The organism is Pseudomonas sp. LP_7_YM, from assembly GCF_004364435.1.
Classification (GTDB): Bacteria; Pseudomonadota; Gammaproteobacteria; order Pseudomonadales; family Pseudomonadaceae; genus Aquipseudomonas.
In genome coordinates this window covers 409428-429065 of the sequence record NZ_SOCT01000004.1, presented here as the reverse complement: position 1 = coordinate 429065, position 19638 = coordinate 409428, and the positions used below count along the sequence as shown (strand labels likewise).

13 protein-coding genes are annotated in these 19638 nt (G+C 59.2%); 12 read left to right on the top strand and 1 reads right to left on the bottom strand.

Annotated elements, in window-relative coordinates:
* Positions 1 to 11 precede the first annotated feature (11 nt).
* Positions 12 to 2486: a penicillin-binding protein 1A gene (locus tag EC915_RS13570; protein WP_372237897.1), complete on the bottom strand. Its 2475-nt coding sequence runs from the start codon at positions 2484 to 2486 to the stop codon at positions 12 to 14.
* A 209-nt stretch (positions 2487 to 2695) separates the two neighbouring features.
* Here EC915_RS13570 and EC915_RS13565 point away from each other — a divergent pair, with 209 nt between their 5' ends.
* The 12 genes from EC915_RS13565 (at position 2696) to hemE (ending at position 19612) form a co-directional block, all read left to right on the top strand.
* Positions 2696 to 3760, top strand: coding sequence for a pilus assembly protein PilM (locus EC915_RS13565; RefSeq protein ID WP_133751045.1), 1065 nt, complete (start codon positions 2696 to 2698; stop codon positions 3758 to 3760).
* Entirely contained in the window at positions 3760 to 4341 is a 582-nt protein-coding gene (locus EC915_RS13560) for a PilN domain-containing protein (protein WP_133751044.1), read from the top strand. The genes EC915_RS13565 and EC915_RS13560 overlap by 1 nt, the downstream gene beginning before the upstream one ends.
* Entirely contained in the window at positions 4338 to 4985 is a 648-nt protein-coding gene (gene pilO / locus EC915_RS13555; protein ID WP_133751043.1) for a type 4a pilus biogenesis protein PilO, read from the top strand. Before EC915_RS13560 ends, pilO begins: the two co-directional genes overlap by 4 nt.
* Positions 4982 to 5509, top strand: coding sequence for a pilus assembly protein PilP (locus EC915_RS13550; RefSeq protein ID WP_133751042.1), 528 nt, complete (start codon positions 4982 to 4984; stop codon positions 5507 to 5509). Before pilO ends, EC915_RS13550 begins: the two co-directional genes overlap by 4 nt.
* A gap of 53 nt (positions 5510 to 5562) precedes the next feature.
* Positions 5563 to 7653, top strand: a complete 2091-nt coding sequence (gene pilQ / locus EC915_RS13545) for a type IV pilus secretin PilQ (protein WP_133751041.1) — start codon at positions 5563 to 5565, stop codon at positions 7651 to 7653.
* 4 nt (positions 7654 to 7657) lie between these two features.
* Positions 7658 to 8176 carry a shikimate kinase AroK gene (gene aroK, locus EC915_RS13540; protein ID WP_133751040.1) on the top strand — a complete coding sequence of 173 codons (519 nt, stop codon included), beginning with the start codon at positions 7658 to 7660 and terminating at the stop codon, positions 8174 to 8176.
* A 130-nt stretch (positions 8177 to 8306) separates the two neighbouring features.
* Entirely contained in the window at positions 8307 to 9410 is a 1104-nt protein-coding gene (aroB, locus tag EC915_RS13535; RefSeq protein ID WP_133751039.1) for a 3-dehydroquinate synthase, read from the top strand.
* Between the two features lie 9 nt (positions 9411 to 9419).
* Positions 9420 to 11045 carry an AAA family ATPase gene (locus EC915_RS13530; protein WP_133751038.1) on the top strand — a complete coding sequence of 542 codons (1626 nt, stop codon included), beginning with the start codon at positions 9420 to 9422 and terminating at the stop codon, positions 11043 to 11045.
* 358 nt (positions 11046 to 11403) lie between these two features.
* Positions 11404 to 15849: a glutamate synthase large subunit gene (gene gltB / locus EC915_RS13520; RefSeq protein ID WP_133751037.1), complete on the top strand. Its 4446-nt coding sequence runs from the start codon at positions 11404 to 11406 to the stop codon at positions 15847 to 15849.
* Positions 15850 to 15968: 119 nt separating this feature from the next.
* A complete protein-coding gene (locus EC915_RS13515; RefSeq protein WP_133751036.1) occupies positions 15969 to 17387 on the top strand; it encodes an FAD-dependent oxidoreductase in 1419 nt (472 codons plus the stop codon).
* Positions 17388 to 17922: 535 nt separating this feature from the next.
* Positions 17923 to 18375, top strand: a complete 453-nt coding sequence (locus EC915_RS13505; RefSeq protein WP_133751035.1) for a DUF805 domain-containing protein — start codon at positions 17923 to 17925, stop codon at positions 18373 to 18375.
* Positions 18376 to 18547: 172 nt separating this feature from the next.
* On the top strand, positions 18548 to 19612 hold the full coding sequence (gene hemE / locus EC915_RS13500; protein ID WP_133751034.1) for a uroporphyrinogen decarboxylase: 1065 nt from the start codon (positions 18548 to 18550) through the stop codon (positions 19610 to 19612).
* The last annotated feature ends 26 nt before the right edge of the window (positions 19613 to 19638 follow it).

Sequence of the window (19638 nt, the reverse complement as noted above, 5' to 3'; positions counted from 1 at the left end):
TAGCTTCTGCTTTAGAACAGATCGATCGGTGCCGACTCGTCTGCTGGCAACGGGCTGCCCGGTGCAGGGCTGCCGTTCAGTTCATTTACACTCGGCGGGGTGTCTTCGCTTTTGAACAGCTCGAAGAACGCGCCTGCCGTACTTGGCGTGGCAGAGCGGCCGCTGACCGGGTCGATCCTCAGGCTAAGGATGCCGTCCGGCTCGGCCTGGACATGTGGCGGCTTGTCTTTCAGTGCCGCGCCCATGTAATTCATCCAGATCGGCAGGGCAACGGTGCCGCCAAACTCATGGCGTCCAAGGCTTTCCGGCTGGTCGAAGCCGGTCCAGACGGTGGTCACGTAGTCGCCGTTGTAGCCGGTGAACCAGGCATCCTTCGAGTCGTTGGTGGTGCCGGTCTTGCCCGCGATGTCCGGGCGATTCATCGCCAGCGCACGTCGCCCCGTACCGCGCTTGATCACGTCCTGCAGCATGCTGTTAAGGATGTACGTGGTACGGCCGTCGACAATGCGTTCGGCCACGGCAGGTGTGGGCGGCGCGCCGTTGGTATCCAGTGCGTTCGGCACGGTGTTGGCTGTCAGGGCCGGGGTTTGCGGCGCGGCGAACGTCGAAGCATCGCTGATGGCCGCCTGATTGACCGCCTTGGGGTTCGGGTCATTGGCCGGAACGGTCGGCGGGTTGGCGACGAACAGGGTCTTGCCTTCGCGGTCCTCGATCTTGTCGATCAGGTACGGGCTGATCTTGTAACCGCCGTTGGCAAAGGTGCTCCAGCCGCTGACGATTTCCATCGGTGTCAGCGTCGCAGTCCCCAGCGCCAGCGACAGGTTCGGCGGCAGGTCTTGTTTGTTGAAGCCGAAGCGGGTGATGTAGTTGATCGCCGTGTTGACCCCAAGGCTCTGCAACAAGCGGATCGACACCAGGTTGCGCGATTTGTACAACGCTTCGCGCAGGCGGATCGGACCCAGGAAGGTGCCCGTGTCGTTCTTCGGACGCCAGACCTTGTCGACGGTCTCGTCTACGAACACGATAGGTGCATCGTTGACCAGGCTGGCAGCGGTGTAGCCGTTATCCAGCGCCGCTGAATAAAGGAACGGTTTGAAGCTCGAACCCGGCTGACGCTTGGCCTGCATGGCACGGTTGTAGTTGCTCTGCTCGAAGGCAAAGCCACCGACCAGTGCCCTGATTGCACCATTTCCAGGATCCAGCGAGACCAGTGCGCTTTGTACCTGAGGGATCTGGCTGAACGTGAGCGAGTTGTCAGCCTGACGCTGCACGCGCACCAGATCGCCAACGTGCGCGACATCCGCAGGCTGCTTCGGATTGGCGCCAACGCTATTGGTGTTCAGGAAGGTCCTGGCCCACTTCATGGTGTCCCAGGCAACGGTTTCTTCTTTCTCGCCATTACGAGTCAGGACGTGGATGCCGCTCTTGTCCACCATGCTCACGATCGCCGGCTCCAGACCGCTGATCGGACGCTGTTTGGTCAGCTCCTGCACCCAGCCGTCGTGGGTCTGGCCCGGGAAGCGGCTTTCAGGCCCGCGATAGCCATGTCGTTGGTCATATTCGATCAAGCCTTCCTGAACCGCATGGTTGGCGTCTTCCTGAAGATTGCTCGGAACAGTAGTGGTGACACGGAAACCTTCTGTGTAGGCTTCGCTGCCGTAGCGGCCCACCATCTCGGCACGGGCCATTTCAGCGATATACGGCGCGTTCACTTCCGGACTCTGGACGTGATAGCTGGCGTTGATCGGCTCGGCCAGCGCGGTTTGGTAAGTGTTCTGATCGATCTTGCCCAGTTTGAACATGCGACCCAGGATCCAGTCGCGACGTTCTTTGGCGCGTACCGGATTGGCGAGCGGGTTGAATCGTGACGGTGCCTTGGGCAGGCCGGCAATCATCGCCATCTGCGCAACGCTCAGATCGCGAATGGATTTGCCGTAATACACCTGCGCTGCGGCCTCGATACCGTAAGCCCTGTTGCCCAGGTAAATCTTGTTGACGTAAAGCTCGAGAATCTCGTCTTTGGTAAGTTGGCGCTCGATTTGCAAGGCCAGAAGAATCTCGGTGGTTTTGCGTGAAAAGCTGCGCTCGCTGGTCAGGAAGTAGTTTTTGGCGACCTGCATGGTGATGGTCGAGCCGCCGGACTGAATGTGGCCGCTCTTGAGCAGTTGGCTGGCGGCGCGCATCAGACTGCCAGGGTCTACGCCATAGTGATTGGCGAAGTTGTCGTCCTCGGCAGACAGCAGAGCGCGTATGAAATTGGGCGGAATGTCGGCAAAACGGATCGGGGAACGGCGCATTTCGCCAAACTCTGCAATCAGCTTGCCGTCGCTGCTGAACACGCGCAGCGGGATTTGCAGCTGAATATTGCGCAGAGCGTCGACCGAAGGAAGATTCGGCGACAGGTAAAGGAAGGCACCGCTCAAGCCGAGCAGCAGCCCGCAGACGACAGCGACAAGGGACCACCAGAAAAACTTCAGCAGGCGTATCAAGGCTTTTGGATTTCCAGAAAAAAGAATGAGTTAAGCGCAGGCATTTACAAATGAACACGCCTTGAAGCTTTGCTACACGAAAAAAACGCTGGGCATTATAAGCATTTTTCGTCGCCAAGCGTTATTTGCGCTACTGTCAAGGCTGCCGGCAGTGGTATTTGACAGAAAAATGTCCGTAAGTGACGGAAACGCATAGGGAATCGGTTGTGTTCGAACTCTTCGGTAAGAAGGCCAAAACCCTTCTAGGGATCGATATTAGCTCCACCTCGGTAAAGCTTCTTGAACTGAGTCGTTCTGGCACCCGATACAAGGTCGAGTCTTATGCGGTCGAACCATTGCCTGCCAACGCTGTGGTGGAGAAAAACATTGCCGAGCTGGAAGGGGTCGGCAGTGCTTTGACGCGCGTGCTGGTAAAGGCCAAGACCAACGTCAAAATCGCGGCGGTTGCGGTAGCAGGCTCCGCAGTCATTACCAAAACCATCGAGATGGACGCTGGCCTTTCCGATGATGAGATGGAAAACCAGCTCAAGATCGAAGCCGACCAGTACATTCCTTATCCGCTGGAAGAAGTGGCCATCGATTTCGAAGTGCAGGGCTATTCGGCGCGCAATCCCGAGCGCGTGGAGGTGCTGCTCGCCGCCTGTCGCAAGGAAAACGTTGAAGTCCGCGAAGCCGCGCTGGCACTCGCCAATCTCACGGCGCGTGTGGTCGACGTCGAGGCCTATGCGCTTGAGCGTGCTTTCGGGCTGCTGTCCGCTCAGCTTGGTCAGGATCATGACCAGCTTACGGTGGCGGTCATCGACATTGGCGCCACCATGACCACCCTCAGCGTGCTGCACAACGGCCGCATCATCTATACCCGCGAGCAACTGTTCGGCGGGCGTCAATTGACCGAGGAAATTCAGCGCCGTTACGGCCTGTCCCAAGGCGAGGCGGGTCTTGCGAAGAAGCAGGGCGGCTTGCCGGACGACTACACCATGGAGGTGTTGCAGCCGTTCAAGGACGCCGTGGTGCAACAGGTTTCCCGATCCTTGCAGTTCTTCTTCGCCGCAGGCCAGTACAACCGCGTCGACTATGTGATGCTGGCGGGCGGGACGGCGTCCATTGCCGGGCTGGATCGCTTGATCCAGGAGCGCCTGGGCACCCCGACCATGGTTGCCAACCCGTTCGCCGACATGGCGCTCAGTTCAAAGGTCAACGCCGGCGCGCTGGCCAGTGATGCCCCTGCATTGATGATCGCGTGCGGTCTGGCGATGAGGAGCTTCGACTGATGGCCCGGATCAACTTACTGCCCTGGCGCGAACAGCAGCGCGAAGAGCGCAAAAAGCGCTTCCTGCTTTCTTTGGTTGGCGTCTTGATCGCAGGGGTCGGTGCCACTCTGTTGGTTGATCAATATTTGAGCGGTGCCATCAGCCACCAGAACGCCCGCAACCAATACATCAAAACCGAAATCGTCCAGCTCGATGCGCGAATCAAAGAGATCAGCGAACTGAAGTCCCGGCGCAAACAGCTGCTGGAACGGATGAAGATTATCCAGGACCTGCAAGGCAACCGGCCGATCATCGGGCGCATTTTCGATCAATTGGCGCGCACGCTGCCGGACGGGGTGTATTTCAACGAAGTGAAGATGACCGACAAGCTGATCAGCATTTCCGGCGTCGCGGACTCCAACAATAGGGTATCCGATCTGCTGCGTAATCTTGAGGCCTCGGACTGGCTGGATGCGCCAAATCTGACCGAGGTGAAAGCCAATGGCGCTGCTGGTTCATCTGATCAATCCAACGCCTTCCAGCTGACGGTACGTCAGACTCAGCCTGCGGCGGACCCTGACGTCCAAGGGGGCAAGCCATGAATCTGAAGGAATGGCTGGATAGCCTGCGCAAGATCGACATCAACGATCTGGACCTTCACAACCTGGGCTCATGGCCCGCCGCGGTCAAAACCATCGCCGGCGCGTTGCTGCTGGTGCTGGTGCTGGCGGCAGGATACTTTTTCTACATCCAGGACATGCAGGCTCAACTGGACCAGTCCCGCAACGAAGAAACCGCGCTGCGGGAGCAGTTCTCCAGCAAGGCGTTTCAGGCCGCTAACCTGCCAGCCTATAAGGCCCAGATGGTGGAAATGGAGAATACGTTCGGCGCATTGCTGCGGCAGTTGCCCAGCGACACCGAAGTGCCTGGCTTGCTTGAAGACATTACTCGCACCGGCCTTGGCAGCGGGCTTGAGTTCGAGGAGATCAAGCTCCTGCCTGAGGCCGCTCAGCAGTTCTATATCGAGCTGCCGATCCAGATCACCGTCACGGGCGCGTATCACGACCTGGCGACCTTCGTCAGCGGTGTCGCCAGCCTGCCGCGCATCGTCACCCTGCATGATTTCGCAATCAAACCGGTGGATCCCAAGTCCCCTGGAAAGCTGCGGATGAGCATTCTTGCCAAGACGTATCGCTACAACGACAAGGGCCTTCAGGGCGCTGACAACAAAGGACAGGCGAAATGAGGGCCGTGCATTGTTTGTGCATCGGCGCCGCGCTGATGGGGTTGGCAGGTTGCGACAGTTCCACTGAGTTCGACGATTTGAAGCAGTTCATGTCCGAGGTGCGCACGCGGCCGGTAGGCAATATCGAGCCGATGCCCAAGTTTCGACCCTACAAAGCCTTTACCTACGCAGCGGCGAGTTTGCGCAGCCCGTTTCAGCCACCCATCAAGGTCGATCTGGTGGCGCGCCAGAAAGGCTCGCATCTGGTACAGCCGGATCCGACGCGGGTCAAGCAGTTCCTGGAAGGCTTCAATATCGACGGCTTTGTAATGGTCGGGACGCTGAGCAACGAAACCGGGATGTTCGCGTTGTTGCGTGGTGCCGGTGGGGTTCATCGCGTCAAGGTGGGCGATTATCTGGGTCGCAACGATGGCCGGATTGTCTCTATCACCGATTCCGAGGTGCAGGTGATTGAAATCGTTCCTGATGGAGAGGGAGCGTGGCTGGAGCGGCCGCGCAGCATATCCCTTAAAGAACGCTCATGAAGACGGCAAGCAAGCGAAACACCTTCGGATCTGCACAGTGGTGGAATGTGAACATGACTAGGATTCTTTCGATTATCGGCGTGTCGCTATGGATGGCGATGCTTTCACCGATTCTCCAGGCGGCCAACCTCAAGACGCTGGATGTCGCCGCCCTGCCGGGGGATCGGGTCGAATTGAAACTGTCCTTCGACGGTCCGGTGGCGGCCCCGCGCGGTTACACCACCGAGCAGCCGGCGCGAATTGCCCTGGACCTGCCCGGCGTCACCAGCCAGCTGGCGATCAAGAGCCGTGACCTGGGGTCGGGTAATGCCCACAGCGTCGTGGTGGTGGAAGCCAGGGATCGTACTCGCGTCATCATCAACCTGACCACGCTGGCGCCCTACAGCTCCCGTGTCGATGGCAATAACCTGTTCGTGGTTGTCGGCCAGGGCGCAACGGCTGCCCAAGGCTCGCAGCCGAGCTCCGCTCAGAGTGCGCCACGCGTCAGTGTGCCGCCGGCAGCGGTCAGTTCCGCGCCCGTCAAGCCGGCTGCCCGGTCGTGGGGCCCTGGCCCAAGAGCGGTCAAAAACGTCGACTTTCAGCGTGGCGAGCTGGGTGAGGGTAACGTCGTCATCGAACTGAGCGATGCCGGGATCGCCCCGGACATTCAAGAGCAGGGCGGCAAGATCCGTGTCGACTTCGCCAGGACCCAACTGCCTGAGCCGTTGCGCGTGCGCCTCGATGTGAAGGATTTCGCCACGCCGGTGCAGTTCGTCAACTCAAGCGTGAGCGGCGACAAGGCGAGTATCTCCATCGAGCCGTCCGGCGCCTTCGACTATTCCGCGTATCAGACCGAAAACAAGCTGACCATCAGCGTGCGTCCGTTGACCAACGAAGACGTGGCGCGTCGCAACGCCGACAAACTGGTCTACACAGGCGAAAAGCTGTCGCTGAACTTCCAGGACATCGACGTGCGCTCGGTGCTGCAACTGATCGCCGACTTCACCAACCTCAATCTGGTCGCCAGTGACACCGTTCAGGGCGGCATAACGCTGCGTCTGCAGAACGTGCCGTGGGATCAGGCGCTGGACCTGGTGCTCAAGACCAAAGGTCTGGACAAGCGCAAGATCGGCAACGTATTGCTGGTCGCACCGGCTGACGAGATTGCGGCCCGCGAGCGTCAGGAGCTGGAGTCTCTGAAACAGATTGCCGAGCTTGCGCCGCTACGCCGCGAATTGTTGCAGGTGAACTACGCCAAGGCCGCAGACATTGCCAAACTGTTCCAGTCGGTCACCAGCGCAGAGTCCAAGACCGACGAGCGCGGTTCGATCACCGTGGATGAGCGCACCAACAACATCATTGCCTACCAGACTCAGGATCGCCTGGATGAGCTGCGGCGTATCGTCTCGCAACTGGATATCCCCGTGCGTCAGGTGATGATCGAAGCGCGCATCGTAGAAGCCAACGTCGACTATGACAAAGCACTGGGTGTGCAATGGGGCGGGTCCACAACCGGTGGCAAGTACACCACCGGCGGCAGCGGTACGGTGACCGGCGCCGCGGCAACCAATGGTCCCTACGTGGACATGGGTGTGACCAGCCCCACATCGTCGATCGGCCTGGGTTTCCTGACCAACAACACTATTCTCGATCTTGAGCTGACGGCCATGGAAAAAACCGGCAACGGTGAAGTCGTGTCGCAACCCAAGGTCGTTACCTCGGACAAGGAAACCGCGAAAATCCTCAAAGGTACGGAAGTGCCGTATCAGGAAGCCAGTTCGAGCGGTGCAACCTCCGTGTCGTTCAAAGAGGCTTCGCTGTCCCTGGAAGTGACCCCTCAGATCACCCCGGACAACCGCATCATCATGGAAGTGAAGGTCACCAAGGATGAGCCTGACTACGTGAACACGGTGCTGGGCGTACCTCCAATCAAGAAAAACGAAGTCAACGCCAAGGTGTTGGTGGCCGATGGCGAAACCATCGTGATCGGTGGTGTGTTCTCAAATACGCAGAGTAAAGTCGTCGACAAGGTGCCATTTTTGGGCGATGTGCCGTATGTTGGCCGCCTTTTCCGGCGGGATGTGGTCTCGGAGAAAAAATCCGAGCTGTTGGTGTTCCTCACTCCGCGTATCATGAACAACCAGGCGATTGCTGTGAGTCGTTGATTCTGTGCGAAATTTAATACTTGTGGGGCCGATGGGGGCTGGCAAAAGCACCATCGGTCGTCTGCTGGCCAAAGAGCTTCGACTGCCGTTCAAGGATTCCGATAAGGAAATCGAACTGCGAACGGGCGCCAATATCCCATGGATCTTCGACAAGGAAGGTGAAGCGGGCTTTCGTGATCGTGAACAGGCGATGATCGCCGAGCTGTGCGCCTGCGATGGCGTCGTGCTCGCGACCGGCGGCGGCGCGGTCATGCGTGAGGAGAACCGTCGTGCCCTGCATGCTGGCGGGCGTGTGGTGTATCTGCATGCCTCCGTTGAGCAACAGGTCGGGCGCACCTCACGTGATCGTAACCGGCCTCTGCTGCGTACCGCCGATCCGGCGCGGGTGCTGCGTGAGCTGTTGGCTATCCGTGACCCGTTCTATCGGGAAATCGCTGATGTCATCATCGAAACCGATGAGCGGCCACCACGAATGGTGGTTATTGACATCCTTGCCCTGTTGGCCGAGCTTGCTCCCCGTTAAAGCGCGGACGGAAATGCGCTATCCTCGGCGACCATAATAAAGCAGGGTCGCCAAATGGCCCTGTGCTGTGGTCCGTATCGGTACATCAGTGCCGAACAGGCATCCAATTGTTATAAGAGTGTGGGGATACATGCAGACACTTAAGGTCGAGCTTGGCGAGCGGAGCTACCCGATCCATATTGGCGAAGGTCTTTTGGATCAGCCCAAGTTGTTCACGCCCTACATCGCCGGCAAACAGGTCGCGATCGTTTCCAACAGCACCGTCGCGCCGCTCTATATGGAGCGCCTGACCAGCACGCTGGCCGGCTACAACGTGCTGCCGATCGTGCTTCCCGATGGCGAAGCCTTCAAGAACTGGGAAACCCTGCAGCTTATCTTCGATGCCCTGCTGACTGCGCGCCACGACCGTCGCACCACCGTCATCGCGCTGGGTGGCGGTGTAATCGGTGACATGGCCGGTTTCGCGGCTGCCTGCTATCAGCGCGGCGTGGACTTCATTCAGGTACCCACCACGCTGCTGTCTCAGGTCGACTCTTCAGTGGGCGGCAAGACCGGGATCAATCACCCGCTGGGCAAGAACATGGTCGGCGCGTTCTATCAGCCCAATGCCGTATTGATTGACACCACCTCGCTGAACAGTCTGCCTGAACGCGAGCTGTCTGCCGGGCTCGCCGAGGTCATCAAATACGGTCTGATATGTGACGAGCCGTTCCTGGCATGGCTCGAAGAGAACATGGACAAGCTGCGTAGTCTGGATCAGGCCACGCTGACCTCCGCCATCGAGCGCTCCTGCGCCGCCAAGGCGGCCGTGGTCGGCGCCGACGAGCGAGAGTCGGGCGTACGGGCTACCTTGAATCTGGGCCATACATTCGGCCACGCCATCGAAACCCATATGGGGTACGGGGTCTGGCTGCATGGTGAGGCTGTCGCTGCAGGTACGGTCATGGCGCTGGAGATGTCGGCGCGCCTGGGCTGGATCAGCGAACAGGACCGCAATCGTGGTATCCGTGTGTTCCAGCTAGCCGGTTTGCCAGTGGTGCCGCCTAAAGACATGACGCCTGAGCATTTCCTTGAGCACATGTCGGTGGACAAGAAAGTGATTGATGGCCGTCTGCGCCTGGTGCTGCTGAGCCGTATGGGCGAGGCGGTGGTGACTGACGAATATCCAAAAGAAGTACTACAGGCCACACTGGCCGCGGATTACCGCGCCTTGGTGGATCAGCTTAGAGGTTAATGAGAACCCATGACTAGTCTGCACGCCGATGAGGCCTTCCTCGGTCACTATCAATTGAGTCATGACCCTTTTGCCGCGCGGGTCCCCGGCTTCAAGTTCTTTCCTGCCCAGCGCAAACCGGTGCTGGGGCAACTGCACCATCTGGCCCGTTACAGCCAGTTGCTGCTGCTCGTCACCGGCCCTCAAGGCAGCGGCAAGACCTTGTTGCGCCAGGCGCTGGTTGCCAGCACCAACAAGCAGTCGGTGCAAAGCGTGGTCGTTTCTGCCCGCGGCGCAAGCGATGCCGCCGGCGTACTGCGGCAGGTGGCGCAAGCGTTGAATGTCACCCAGCCGGAAATGCGCGCAATCCTTTCGCAGGTGGTGCAACTGGCGCTGACCGGCCAGGAAGTCTACGTGCTGGTAGACGACGCCGAACAACTGGGCGAATCCGCACTCGAAGCGTTGTTGGGATTGGCGGCGGGCACTCCGGAAGGGCGTCCGCACGTCTTCCTGTTCGGCGAGGCTTCGATCATCGACCGTCTGGATCAGCTGTGTGCCGAGACCGGTTCGGAAGAAGAACGCTTCCACGTTATCGAGCTTGCACCGTATTCCGAAGAAGAAACCCGTGAATATCTGGCTCAACGCCTGGACGGCGCCGGTCAAGGCGTAGAAGTCTTCAGTGCCGAGCAGATCACCGATATTCACGAACAGTCCAATGGATGGCCGGGTGCGATCAACCAGGTCGCGCGCGACTCGATGATTGAAGCCATGATCGCCAGCCGCTCTGCGGTCAAGCGTCCAAGTATGGGGTTTAAGATGCCTAAGAAACACGTGTTGGCTTTGGGTGGGGTTGTTGTTGCAGCGGTGCTCGCTGCATGGTTGATTCCAGGGCGCAACAGCGCGCCGACGGCTCCTGCCAACTCCCAGGCACAACTGCCGCTGGGCCAAGGCACGCCGCCTGCCCAGCAATCGAACAATGGTGGCCCGGCCATCGAGTTCGCCGGTAATTCACAGCCGGTGCCGCTGCCGTTGGGCGGTAACTCGCAACCGGTGATGCGCGGTCCTTTGGCCGAAGCCGCAGGCTCCGGTGAAGGTGATGGTGAAGACGGCGGTCCGGCTGCCAACCAGCCGTTGCAACCGCCTACCGTAACGACCACTGCGCCACCTGCAGGCGCCGCTGCCGGTCCAGCGCCGGCAATGACACAAACGCCAGTGCCAGCGCCGCGTCCTGCGCCAGCCCCGGCTGCCAAACCGGCACCTGCTCCGGCACCTACAGCCAAGCCTGCGCCCACTCAGGTCGTGACCGCCAAGCCTGCGCCTAAACCTGCTGAAAAACCGGCTCCTGCCGCCGTAGCTCCGGCATCTGCCGGTGGTACCTGGTACGCCGGCCAGACCCCTACTCATTATGTGGTGCAGATCCTCGGTACCAGTTCGGAAGCCGCGGCTCAGAGCTACGTGAAAGAGCAGGGCGCCGAGTACCGTTACTTCAAGAAAGTCCTGCAGGGCAAGCCGCTGTACGTAGTGACTTACGGCAGTTTTGCCGACCGCAATGCAGCACTCGCCGCTATCAAGGCCTTGCCAGAGAAGGTTCAGGCTGGTAAACCTTGGCCTCGTACCGTCGGCAGCATCCAACAGGAACTCGCCGCCGCTCGCTAATGACGCAGCGACCTTATCCAGGTCGCTCGCTTGGCCCCCCAATCTCAACGCATGAGCGTGCCGCCAATGAGCAGCGCGCCTTGCGGTGTCTGCGTCTCAGACACGCCATGAGCGTTGGATTCTCATTGGTCAGACTCGCAAAATAGCTCTGACTAGCACGAGAAATGCTTTAAAGACTTTCATTTATGCGACATAAATTTGCGACATTTCGTCGCCAAATTTGTGGGGCTTTGTGTCGGTGTGTACAATGACCTCCCTTTTGCTCCCGCAAAGCTGGCATACGTTCAGCGTGGAAGGTAACGGGTTGAATTGAAAAGAAATTTGCCTCTTCAAGAGGCAGCCTGGTGAGAATGTGTCTATGAAAGCAGGTCTGTACCATCCAGAAGAATTCAAGGATAACTGTGGTTTCGGCCTGATCGCCCATATGCAAGGCGAGCCCAGTCATCACCTGTTGCAGACGGCTATCGAAGCCCTGACCTGCATGACCCACCGTGGTGGGATCAACGCCGACGGCAAAACCGGTGACGGTTGCGGGCTGTTGATGCAAAAACCCGACACGTTCCTGCGCGCCGTGGCGCAGGAACACTTTTGCGTAGAGTTGCCACGCCAGTATTGCGTAGGCATGGTGTTCCTCAATCAGGACGACACCAAGGCCCAGGCCGCCCGCGAAAACATGAACCGCGAAATTCTGGCTGCCGGCCTGACATTGATCGGCTGGCGTCAGGTGCCTATCGATACCAGCGTTCTGGGCCGTCTGGCGCTTGAGCGTCTGCCGAAGATCGAGCAGGTATTCATCGGTGGGGAGGGCCTGAGCGATCAGGACTTCGCAATCAAGCTATTCAGTGCCCGCCGCCGTTCGTCGGTAGCCAACGCAACTGACAGCGACCACTACATTTGCAGTTTTTCGCACAAGACCGTCATCTATAAAGGTCTGATGATGCCGCGTGACCTCACGGCATTTTATCCAGACCTCAACGACGAGCGCCTGCAGACCGCAATCTGCGTGTTCCACCAACGCTTCTCGACCAACACCCTGCCCAAATGGCCGCTGGCCCAGCCATTCCGCTTCCTGGCGCACAACGGTGAGATCAACACCATCACCGGTAACCGCAACTGGGCGCAGGCACGTCGCACCAAATTCACCAACGACCTGATGGATCTGGATGAACTCGGCCCACTGGTCAACCGCGTGGGGTCCGACTCATCGAGCATGGACAACATGCTCGAACTGATGGTCACCGGCGGCATCGACCTGTTCCGTGGCGTGCGCATGCTGGTGCCGCCAGCCTGGCAGAACGTTGAAACCATGGACCCGGATCTGCGTGCGTTCTATGAATTCAACTCGATGCACATGGAACCGTGGGACGGTCCGGCAGGTGTCGTGATGACCGAAGGTCGCCACGCGGTCTGCCTGCTCGACCGCAACGGTCTGCGTCCTGCGCGCTGGGTCACTACCAAAAACGGTTACATCACCCTGGCGTCGGAAATCGGTGTGTGGAATTACACCCCCGAAGACGTCATTGCCAAGGGCCGTGTCGGGCCGGGGCAGATCTTCGCCGTGGACACCGAAACCGGCCAGATCCTCGACACCGACGCTATCGACAGCCGTCTGAAGTCGCGCCACCCGTACAAACAGTGGCTGCGCAAGAACGCGCTGCGTATTCAGGCGACCCTGGAAGATCACGATCACGGTTCGGCGTTCTACAACCCCGATCAGCTCAAGCAGTACATGAAGATGTTCCAGGTCACGTTCGAAGAACGCGATCAGGTCCTGCGTCCGTTGGGCGAGCAGGGGCAGGAAGCGGTTGGTTCGATGGGCGACGACACGCCAATGGCGGTGCTGTCGCGCCGTGTGCGCACCCCTTACGACTATTTCCGCCAGCAGTTTGCGCAGGTCACCAACCCGCCGATCGATCCGCTGCGCGAAGCCATCGTCATGTCGCTTGAAGTCTGCCTCGGTGCCGAGCGCAACATCTTCCAGGAATCGCCGGAGCACGCCTCGCGCGTGATCCTCAGCTCCCCGGTTATTTCTCCGGCCAAGTGGCGTTCGCTGATGAACCTGGAGCGTCCGGGCTTTGATCGCGCCGTCATCGACCTGAACTACGACGAAAGCACCGGCCTTGAAGCCGCGGTGCGCAACGTTGCCGATCAAGCCGAAGAAGCCGTGCGCTCCGGTCGCACCCAGATCGTGCTGAGCGACCGTCACATCGCACCGGGCAAGCTGCCGATCCACGCTTCGCTGGCCACCGGCGCGGTCCACCACCGCCTGACCGAAAAAGGTCTGCGCTGCGACAGCAACATCCTGGTCGAAACCGCCACTGCTCGCGATCCGCACCACTTTGCCGTGTTGATCGGTTTCGGTGCGTCGGCGGTCTATCCGTTCCTGGCGTATGAAGTGCTGGGCGACCTGATCCGTACCGGCGAAGTGTTGGGCGACCTGTATGAAGTGTTCAAGAACTACCGCAAAGGCATCACCAAAGGCCTGCTCAAGATCCTGTCGAAGATGGGTATCTCGACCATTGCCTCGTATCGCGGCGCACAGCTGTTCGAAGCCATTGGCCTGTCTGAAGAAGTCTGCGACCTGAGCTTCCGTGGCGTGCCGAGCCGCATCAAGGGTGCGCGTTTCGTTGATATCGAAGCCGAACAGCAGGCGTTGGCCGGTGAAGCCTGGAGTCCGAGCAAGCCGATTCAGCAAGGCGGCCTGTTGAAGTTCGTTTACGGCGGCGAATACCACGCCTACAACCCTGACGTAGTGGCAACGCTGCAAGCTGCCGTGCAGCAAGGCGACTACAGCAAATTCAAGGAATACACCGCGCTGGTGGATAACCGTCCGGTGTCAATGATCCGCGACCTGTTCAAGGTCAAGGAACTCGAGACGCCGCTGCCGATGGAAGACATCGAGCCGCTTGAGGCAATTCTCAAGCGTTTCGACTCGGCAGGTATCTCGCTGGGCGCACTGTCGCCGGAAGCCCATGAAGCGCTGGCCGAGGCGATGAACCGCTTGGGCGCGCGCTCCAACTCGGGTGAAGGCGGTGAAGATCCGGCACGCTACGGCACCATCCGCAGCTCCAAGATCAAGCAGATCGCCACCGGCCGTTTCGGTGTGACCCCTGAATACCTGGTCAACGCCGACGTGCTGCAGATCAAGGTTGCCCAAGGCGCCAAGCCGGGCGAGGGCGGGCAACTGCCAGGCGGCAAGGTCAACGGTCTGATCGCCAAGCTGCGCTACGCAGTGCCTGGCGTGACCCTGATCTCGCCTCCGCCACACCACGACATCTACTCGATCGAAGACTTGTCGCAGTTGATTTTCGACCTCAAGCAGGTCAACCCGGCGGCGCTGGTCTCGGTCAAGCTGGTGGCAGAAGCGGGCGTGGGCACCATCGCCGCTGGCGTGGCCAAGGCCTACGCCGACCTGATCACCATTTCCGGCTACGACGGTGGCACCGGTGCCTCGCCGCTGTCATCGATCAAATACGCCGGCGCGCCATGGGAAATCGGCCTGGCCGAAACCCACCAGACCCTGCGCGGCAACGACCTGCGGGGCAAAGTCCGGGTGCAGACCGACGGTGGACTGAAAACCGGTCTGGACGTGATCAAGGCCGCGATTCTCGGCGCCGAAAGTTTCGGTTTCGGTACCGCACCGATGATCGCGCTGGGCTGCAAATACCTGCGCATCTGTCACCTGAACAATTGCGCCACCGGCGTAGCGACCCAGAACGAAAAGCTGCGCAAGGATCACTACATCGGCACTGTCGACATGGTGATCAACTTCTTCACCTACGTGGCTGAAGAGACTCGTGAGTGGCTGGCCAAACTGGGCGTTCGTTCGCTGGAACAACTGATCGGCCGTACCGACCTGCTGGACATTCTGCCGGGCGAAACCGCCAAGCAGCAGCATCTGGACCTGACGCCGCTGTTGGGCAGCGATCATATTCCGGCGGACAAGCCTCAGTTCAGCCAGGTAGATCGCAACCCGCCGTTCGACAAGGGCTTGCTGGCCGAGAAAATGGTCGACATGGCGCTATCGGCGATTCAGGCCAAGAGCGGTGGCGAATATGAGCTGGCTATCTGCAACTGCGACCGCTCCATCGGTGCGCGTATCTCCGGTGAAATCGCCAAGTTGCATGGCAATCAGGGCATGAACGGTTCGCCGGTGACTTTCCGCTTCAAGGGCACTGCCGGTCAGAGCTTCGGCGTGTGGAACGCTGGCGGTCTGAACATGTATCTGGAAGGCGATGCCAACGATTACGTTGGCAAAGGCATGACCGCAGGCAAGCTGGTGATCGTGCCGCCCAAAGGCAGCCCGTTCAAAACCCAGGACAGCGCCATCATCGGCAATACCTGCCTGTACGGCGCAACCGGTGGCAAGCTGTTTGCTGCGGGTACTGCAGGCGAACGTTTTGCTGTGCGTAACTCGGGCGCCTATACCGTCGTTGAAGGCACCGGTGATCACTGCTGCGAATACATGACCGGTGGTTTCGTCTGCGTGCTAGGTAAAACGGGGTACAACTTCGGTTCCGGCATGACGGGCGGTTTCGCTTACGTGCTCGACCAGGACAATACCTTCGTTGACCGGGTCAACCATGAACTGGTGGAAATCCAGCGCATCAGCGGTGAAGCGATGGAAGCCTATCGCAGCCATCTGGAGCGCGTGCTTGCCGAATACGTCGCAGAAACCGATAGCGAGTGGGGCCGCAATCTCTGGGAAAACCTGGACGACTACCTGCGCCGCTTCTGGCTGGTCAAGCCCAAGGCTGCCAACTTGAAGTCGTTGCTATCGAGTACTCGTGCGAATCCGCAATGACAGCAGCTGCGAGCGGTGAGCTTCACGCCGCAAGTGAACAGCAGTGCGCGTAACGCCTGCGTAATGATTCTTGCAGCCTCAAGTGTATAACTTGAGGCTGTGGTTAGAGGTTCTAGAGAATGGCCGAGCGTCTCAGTAACGACTTCCAGTTCATCGATGTCGGGCGCAAAGATCCGAAGAAGAAACTGTTGCGTCAACGCAAGAAAGAGTTCGTGGAAATCTACGAGCCTTTCAAACCCCAGCAGTCGGCCGATCAGGCCCATCGTTGCCTGGGTTGCGGTAACCCGTACTGTGAATGGAAATGCCCTGTGCATAACTTCATTCCCAACTGGCTCAAGCTGGTGTCCGAAGGCAACATCCTCGCCGCCGCCGAGCTGTCGCACCAGACCAATACCTTGCCGGAAGTCTGTGGTCGGGTGTGCCCTCAGGATCGTCTGTGCGAAGGCGCCTGCACCCTCAACGACGGTTTCGGCGCGGTCACCATCGGGTCTGTGGAGAAGTACATCACCGACACCGCGTTCGCCATGGGCTGGCGCCCGGACATGTCACGCGTCGTGCCAACCGGCAAGCGCGTAGCAATCATCGGTGCAGGCCCTGCGGGTCTGGGGTGTGCCGACGTGCTGGTGCGCGGTGGTGTAACTCCCGTGGTATTCGACAAGAACCCGGAAATCGGCGGCCTGCTGACCTTCGGTATCCCTGAGTTCAAGCTCGAGAAAAGCGTGCTCAGCCACCGTCGTGAAGTCTTTACCGGCATGGGGATCGAGTTCCGCCTCAATACCGAAGTCGGCAAGGACATCACCGTCGAGCAGCTGCTGCAGGAGTACGATGCGGTGTTCATGGGCATGGGCACTTATACCTACATGAAGGGTGGGTTCCCCGGTGAAGACCTGCCAGGTGTGCACGACGCACTGGATTTCCTGATCGCCAACGTCAATCGCAATCTGGGCTTCGAAAAAGCACCGGAAGATTTCGTCGACATGAAAGGCAAGAAGGTCGTGGTGCTCGGCGGTGGTGACACGGCGATGGACTGCAACCGGACGTCGATTCGTCAGGGCGCCAAAGCAGTGACCTGCGCCTATCGTCGTGACGAAGAAAACATGCCGGGCTCGCGCAAGGAAGTGAAGAACGCCAAGGAAGAAGGCGTGAAGTTCCTCTACAACCGTCAGCCTATTGCTATCGTCGGCGAAGACAAGGTTGAAGGTGTGAAGGTGGTGGAGACTCGTCTGGGCGAACCTGACGCCCGTGGTCGTCGCAGCCCTGAGCCGATTCCCGGTTCCGAAGAGATCATCCCGGCAGATGCCGTAGTCATCGCCTTTGGTTTCCGTCCAAGCCCGGCTTCCTGGTTCGAGCTGCACAGCATCGAGACTGACAGCCAGGGCCGCGTTGTTGCACCGGAACAAGGCAAGTTCAAGCACCAGACCAGCAACCCGAAAATCTTCGCCGGTGGCGACATGGTTCGCGGGTCTGATCTGGTGGTGACGGCGATCTTCGAAGGCCGCAATGCGGCTGAGGGGATTTTGGACTACCTGGGCGTTTAACGCCTGACAGTCAGAGGCGTCTGTCGGGTGTGCACGGCTGTTGAGGCTCGTGTGCGCCGGGCTGCAGGTGTGCAGCACTGTACTGGCGTAAAAGACCGCACTGTGACTGAGCGCGTATAAGCAGTGGCCTATACACTGCTGCGCTCACGCTCATATAAGGACATTGATGGCGATGGTGTTTTGTCGCGGTTGTGCAATGGAAGTACACGAAACGGCGACTACATGCCTCAATGCGGCGCAGCCCAATGCTAGGTCGCCGCTCCAATACCGCCGATAGACCACGCTTGGCGATACATGGCTGTCGCCGCTTTGGTGTTGGGCATCGTCGGTGTGTTCGCGTTGTTCGATGACAGTGAATGGGATACGGGCACTGTCGTTGGCCTCGGAATGTTTGCAGTGACCGGACTTGCGTTGGGCATTGCAGGCATGAACAAAGAAAGAACCGGAACGGCTTGGCGACTGCCGGCATTGCGCTGGCTGCCGTGTTGCTGCTGGTTTAATCGGTCCAGTTGTCAATTAACCAGGGAAGAGTGAAATGGCATTTTGTCATGGTTGCGGTAAAGACGTCGGTGAAGTAGCCACCTGTCCACATTGTGGTGCGGCCCAGCATTCCGTTTATGAAGTGGGGGCAGCGTCGTTGCACGCACCTTCTTCAGCGGCAGCGGGTGGAATAGGGTATTTCGATGTCCTGAAGAAATATGCGGTGTTCAACGCAAGAGCGCGCAGAAAAGAATATTGGATGTTCTTTCTGATCAACTTTCTGGTGTCTATTGCCATCGGCGTCGTTGAAGGCCTGATGGGTTGGCCACAGTACATTTCCAATCTCTACAGTCTTGTCCTGTTGGTCCCGGGCATAGCGGTTGGCGTACGCAGGCTCCACGACACTGACCGCAGTGGATGGTGGTTGCTGGTGCCTATCGCTAATCTGGTTTTTCTGGCTACGGATAGCACGCCGGGTCCTAACCGCTTTGGCCCCAGCCCAAAGTAAAGGTAACGGCGCCTGTCACTGTCGATCAGTTACAGGCGGTCATGCGTAGCGCTGGCGGCAGTGGTCGCTAAGACTGTTGCTATTGGCTCGATAAAATAAAAGGCACGGCACCGACCGTGCCTTTTATGTTGGTGTCTGAGAAAATGCCCGCACTTTTTTTCCGGATGCCGACATGACTGCCCTGAAGAACGACCGTTTCCTTCGCGCCCTGCTCAAGCAGCCTGTAGACGTCACTCCCGTATGGATGATGCGTCAAGCCGGTCGCTACCTGCCGGAATACCGCGCAAGCCGCGCCAAGGCCGGTGACTTCATGAGTCTGTGCAAGAACCCTGCTTTTGCCTGTGAAGTCACGATGCAGCCGCTCGAGCGTTATCCGCTGGACGCTGCGATCCTGTTTTCCGACATCCTGACCGTCCCCGATGCAATGGGCCTTGGCCTGTATTTCGAAACTGGCGAAGGCCCGCGTTTCAAGAAAACCGTCAGTACCTTGGCCGACATCGAAGCGTTGCCGATCCCTGATCCGCAGAAGGACCTGGGCTATGTCATGGACGCGGTCAGTACCATTCGCCGTGAACTGAATGGCCGTGTGCCGCTGATCGGTTTCGCCGGCAGCCCGTGGACTCTGGCGACTTACATGGTCGAGGGCGGCTCATCCAAAGACTTCCGCAAATCCAAAGCCATGCTCTATGACAACCCGCATGCCATGCACCTGTTGCTGGACAAGCTGGCGCAGTCGGTCACGGCTTACCTCAACGGCCAGATCCTGGCAGGCGCACAAGCCGTACAGATTTTCGACAGTTGGGGCGGTAGCCTCTCGGCGGCGGCGTATCAGGAGTTTTCCCTGGCTTACATGCGCAAGATCGTCAATGGCCTGATTCGTGAGCACGATGGCCGTAAAGTGCCCGTGATCCTGTTCACCAAGGGCGGTGGCATGTGGCTGGAAAGCATCGCCGACGCCGGTGCCGACGCCTTGGGACTGGACTGGACCTGCGACATTGGCGAGGCACGCCGTCGTGTGGGCAGCAAAGTCGCCCTGCAAGGCAATATGGACCCGACCGTGCTCTACGCCAACCCCCAGGCGATCCGTCAGGAAGTTTCCAACATCCTCAAAAGCTACGGCAGCGGCACTGGCCACGTCTTCAACCTCGGCCATGGCATCACCCCTGAAGTCGACCCGGCCAACGCGGGTGCATTCATCAATGCCGTGCATGAAATGTCAGCGCAGTATCACCAGTAACCGCTGATAAGCAGAAACGAAACGCC